The sequence below is a fragment of the Leisingera sp. SA215 genome (genome assembly GCF_055902035.1).
The window spans coordinates 1-4,411 of record NZ_JBVVXU010000067.1 but is presented as its reverse complement, the minus strand read 5'-3'; the positions used below and the strand labels follow the sequence as shown (position 1 = coordinate 4,411).

The following is a 4,411-nucleotide window of genomic DNA, read 5'->3' as shown; positions in this document are numbered from 1 at the left end:
CCGTTCCAAACCGGGTTTGGCTTGCTGACATTACTTACGTCGATACGGACGAAGGATGGCTCTACGCCGCCGCTATCAAAGACATGGCAACACGTGAAATCGTCGGCTGGGCAATGGACGATCATCTACGATCCGAACTGTGCTGTGATGCCTTGAACATGGCCCTGGGGCGCCGTGGACCGGTTCCAGGGCTCATTCATCATTCGGATCGCGGCGTGCAATACGCAGGAGAAGAATACCGCAAATTGCTCGGGGCGGCACGCATCACGCAATCCATGAGCCGTACGGGCGAATGCCTGGATAACGCTCCAATGGAAAGTTTCTTCGCATCACTGAAAAAGGAACTGGTTCATAGGGAGCGCTTCAAAACGCGCGTCCAGGCAAAGGCGGCGATCTTCGAATACATTGAGGTCTTCTACAATCGCCAGCGGCGTCATTCCGCAATCGGCTACCTAACCCCCGCGCAAGCCTACGAAACCATGACTTGGAAAAGCGCAGCATAGGGTCAATAATCAAACTGTCCGGATATCGGGACGAACTCCACCGGCTTCCGAAAAGCTGCCGTTGAACCGACTTGGCGCGCTGCCTTCAATGCTGCAGTCAGCACCAGGGGTAGAGGTGCGCAGGAAGCTGCCGCTGCAAAGTCAGAGCTTCTTTTTTGGGTCACGTCCGTCAAGCTGGTGTAATTTCCCAGATGGCCTGAGGTCATGATCAGGCGGCTTGGGATGATAGGCTGAGAATGGGATCAGTCTCCTCTGCGTCGATTTCGGCGAAGGCCTCGACCATCATGTAGCGGCTGGCGGTCTGCCATTCGTCATTCTGCTCGAACAGCACCGCGCCGATCAGGCGAATGATGGACGCCTCGTTCGGAAAGATCCCGACGACGTCGGCGCGCCGCTTCACTTCCTTATTCAGACGTTCGATCGGATTGGTGCTATGCAACTTGGTGCGGTGCTGGCGCGGGAACGCCATATAGGCCAGAACATCGTGCTCGCTTTCGTCCATAAGAGCGGCCAGCTTGGGCCATCGCCCGCGGAGCTGGTCGGCCACGCGGCGCCAGGTTTCCCCGGCGGATGCGCGGTCAGGCTGATCGAAGGCCTGCCGGATTGCCGCGGCAACGACCGTGTGCTGGCCGCGGGACACATGCGCGAGGGCGTTGCGCATCCAGTGAACGCGGCAGCGCTGCCAAGTGGCCTCGAACACCCGTTCAATAGCCGCGCGCAAGCCGCTGTGGGCATCCGAGATCACCAGCTTGGCGCCCTCGAGCCCGCGGGCTTTCAGGCCGCGCAGGAAGTCCATCCAGAAGGTTTCTGCCTCCGAGGGACCCAGTCCAAGGCCGATGATTTCGCGGCGCCCGTCGGTGTTGGCGGCAACGGCGATTATGGCCGCGACGCTCACGATCCGGCCGCCCTGACGGACCTTCAGGTAGGTGGCGTCGAGCCAGACATAGGGCCAATCGCCGGTCAGCGGGCGGTTGAGGAATTCATTCACGCGTTCGTCGATGTCCTTGCACAGCTTCGACACCGTGCTCTTGGATATACCCTGCAGTCCCATCGCCTGCGCCAGTTCGTCAACGCGGCGGGTCGAGACGCCGCCGATCCACGCCTTCTGGATCACGGCCACCAAGGCCTTTTCGGACGTTTTGCGGGGCTCCAGAAAGCCGGGGAAGTAGCTGCCCTGCCGGAGTTTGGGGACCTTGAGATTACCCGTTTCGCCATGTTGTGCGCTGATCGGCCCGCTCGTGTTTTCCAGCTCCGATCAGGCCCTCCACATCGGCCTCCATGATCAGTTGAAGCACGGCTTCAGCAACGGCGCGCAGAAAGTCTCCGCCGTCCTGCTTTGCGAGAAGCTCGGAAAGGTCCATGTTGGTCTTGGTCATCGGGGTCTCCGTGTGGTTCGTGGTTTGAAGCGTCGAAACTCCACCTCGACCATACACCTCGATGGCCACCCAGGATCACACCGCTGAAGGCGCTGAAATTACACCACGTCCATGGACACTAACCTTTTTTGCTCCTGTCGCCACCCTGCTGCATTGCAGCGAAGAAAAGCAGACTTTTCACATTATTACCCTCTAGTGCAGAATACATCGAATTCTTTCGACCTACAGATGGGCTTCAAAAATGCTATCCATAGACCATTGGCGAAATGCCGAGGATGTGGAGGGTTGCGGTGGCTGGAGGACCAACTATGTCAATTCCTAATCTTCCCGCAATTCGAATGCGTCGCACTCCCTGGAACAAAGGGCGGATTATAGGCCAAAAACGTCCCTTGCTGCCCAAGCATGTTTGGGCAATTCGCGTTCGCCTTGAACTCTCCAATCAGGTGCGAGATCTGGCACTATTCAACTTAGCAATAGACAGCAAACTGAGAGGATGTGATCTCGTCCGTTTGCGTGTTGTTGACGTATTTGCAGCCGACCATGTGAAAGAACGCGCGTCAATAACCCAAAGCAAAACCAGTCAGCCGGTTCGGTTCGAGATTACTGAAGGGACCCGATCTTCGCTTCAGGCCTGGCTGGATATGCCAATAATGAAGAACTCGGAGTTTCTTTGGCCTGGAAGATTGCATGATCGGCCCCACATAGGCACGCGCCAGTACGCGCGGCTGGTTCGGGATTGGGTGAAATCCATTGGCCTGGAACCAAGCGCCTATGGGACCCATTCGATGCGGCGTACCAAGGTGGCTCAGATCTATCGCAAAACCGGGAATCTCCGAGCGGTTCAGCTTCTTCTTGGGCATACCAAAATGGATAGCACTGTCCGTTATTTAGGTGTTGATCTGGAAGATGCCTTGTCAATTTCCGAAAGCGTCGAGATCTAGCACGCCTTGATGTCCAACACATCTATACCCAAGGCCTTGCCTCTGACCTGCCGAGCCATAGGCAAGGCTCCAATGGGAGGAGAGGGTCCTAACTCTCAATCATTGACATGTACAGAATTCTGTGCATATATGTGTAGCACACCAAGCGAGGCCCCCATGGATGTTATCACCTATACCGATGCACGCGCATCTCTGAAGGACGTTATGGATCGTGTTATCCACGATAACGTTGACGTCGTCGTCACCCGCAAAAAGCGCGAGGCTGTCGTGATGATGTCCTTGGATGAATATAACGCTATTCAGGAAACTCTTCACCTGCAGCGCAGCCCAGCGAACGCGCGCCGCCTTCAATCTTCCATCGCGCAGCTTGACGCGGGCAACGGAACTGAGCGCGATATCGATCTGTGAAGCTGACTTTTTCCGACAATGCCTGGGAGGACTACCTGTGGTGGCAGTCTCCGGGCAATGAAAAGGGGCTCGACCGCGTGAACGAGCTTCTCAAGGCGGCGAGAAGGATGCCCTTTAAGGGTATTGGCAAGCCTGAACCTCTCAAAGGCGATTTGAGCGGCTGGTCGTCCCGCCGGATCACTGCTGAACACAGGTTCGTCTATCGCGTCAGCGGCAAAGGTGATGCACAGAGCTTGGAGATCGCCCAGCTGCGCTATCACTACTGATCGATCGGGCTCTTTGCTATCTGTCCAGTACTAGGCACGAATATGCTTCACGGCCCTTGCCTTGACTCTTTACCTAGCTTTCCACCCCAAACCGGATACTGATGTTGCACGGTCGCCTTAGACAATTACCGCTGAGAGCAACAGGATGCCGCCCCTGACTCGATGATTGTTTTACAAATGCGAGCGGGGGGATTTCTTGTTATCAGCGCCCAAGCCATTGAATAACGCGTACGAGGCCGCGCATGAACGCTGTTGAAATCGAAGAAGCCATATCTCAACTGGCAGAGCAACCGTTTGATGCAGTTGAATTTCCTTATGAATTCCTGCTCGCGTTCGGCAACAAGGAAACCACACTCAAGCGCCTTCGCTCGGGCACATCGAACAAATCCGACCTGGACGGCGTTCTGCAAACGAACAACATCCACCTGAAGTCCTGCGCGGCGGGCAATGTGTCTGAAACTCTGGCCGCGCTCAAATCCAGCCCCGCGACAACCAAAGCGAGCGTGTTGCATAAATCGTTTCCGATGCGTAGCTGGTCCTTCGACTTGACTGCGGGATGCTGGGATGCCTTTCAAATTCAACGCGTCGCGGCGGGATAAGTTTGCGAAGGCAAAGTACCGTGTGACGAACTGGGCCGAATACAACGAGGTGCTCCGCCAGCGTGGTGGCGTAACGGTCTGGTTCAGCGAAGACGCGGTGTCTCGGTGGTGCGCAGCGCGCTCTGGCAAGCGCGGTGGTCAACAACGATATTCTGATCTGGCGATCGAGACCTGCTTGACCCTGCGCGCCGTGTCCGGCTTGCCGCTTCGCCAAACGCAGGGCTTTGTCCGCAGTCTGCTGCGGCTCATGCAGACGGACCTCCCCGTGCCGGATTTTTCGACGCTTTGCCGGCGGGCGCCATCGCTTCAGATCGCGCC

General features: G+C 56.7%; 6 protein-coding genes and 2 pseudogenes. 7 read left to right on the top strand and 1 reads right to left on the bottom strand.

The features are described from left to right. Nucleotides 1-503 (top strand): IS3 family transposase (locus tag AC0KW6_RS22815; RefSeq protein WP_474035266.1); only part of this gene is annotated, 503 nt, incomplete at its 5' end. Between the two features lie 208 nt (nt 504-711). Here the strand turns inward: AC0KW6_RS22815 and AC0KW6_RS22810 are convergent. Beyond that, nucleotides 712-1,879: pseudogene (locus tag AC0KW6_RS22810) on the bottom strand (IS256 family transposase). Between the two features lie 61 nt (nt 1,880-1,940). Between AC0KW6_RS22810 and AC0KW6_RS22805 the strand changes: the two are divergent. The 6 genes and pseudogenes from AC0KW6_RS22805 to AC0KW6_RS22780 all read left to right on the top strand — a co-directional run. Continuing rightward, nucleotides 1,941-2,075 (top strand): hypothetical protein, encoded by a 135-nt coding sequence (locus AC0KW6_RS22805; RefSeq protein WP_474036210.1) that lies wholly within the window; start codon nt 1,941-1,943, stop codon nt 2,073-2,075. A 112-nt stretch (nt 2,076-2,187) separates the two neighbouring features. Next, on the top strand, nt 2,188-2,820 hold the full coding sequence (locus AC0KW6_RS22800; RefSeq protein ID WP_474036209.1) for a tyrosine-type recombinase/integrase: 633 nt from the start codon (nt 2,188-2,190) through the stop codon (nt 2,818-2,820). 156 nt (nt 2,821-2,976) lie between these two features. Beyond that, on the top strand, nt 2,977-3,228 hold the full coding sequence (locus tag AC0KW6_RS22795) for a type II toxin-antitoxin system Phd/YefM family antitoxin (RefSeq protein ID WP_260098719.1): 252 nt from the start codon (nt 2,977-2,979) through the stop codon (nt 3,226-3,228). Further along, nucleotides 3,225-3,494 carry a Txe/YoeB family addiction module toxin gene (locus AC0KW6_RS22790; protein WP_474036208.1) on the top strand — a complete coding sequence of 90 codons (270 nt, stop codon included), beginning with the start codon at nt 3,225-3,227 and terminating at the stop codon, nt 3,492-3,494. Before AC0KW6_RS22795 ends, AC0KW6_RS22790 begins: the two co-directional genes overlap by 4 nt. A gap of 242 nt (nt 3,495-3,736) precedes the next feature. Then, a pseudogene (locus AC0KW6_RS22785) lies at nt 3,737-3,994 on the top strand (type IIL restriction-modification enzyme MmeI); the annotation flags it as partial. A 64-nt stretch (nt 3,995-4,058) separates the two neighbouring features. Beyond that, on the top strand, nt 4,059-4,411 hold a 353-nt coding region (locus AC0KW6_RS22780; protein WP_474036207.1), incomplete at its 3' end, for a transposase.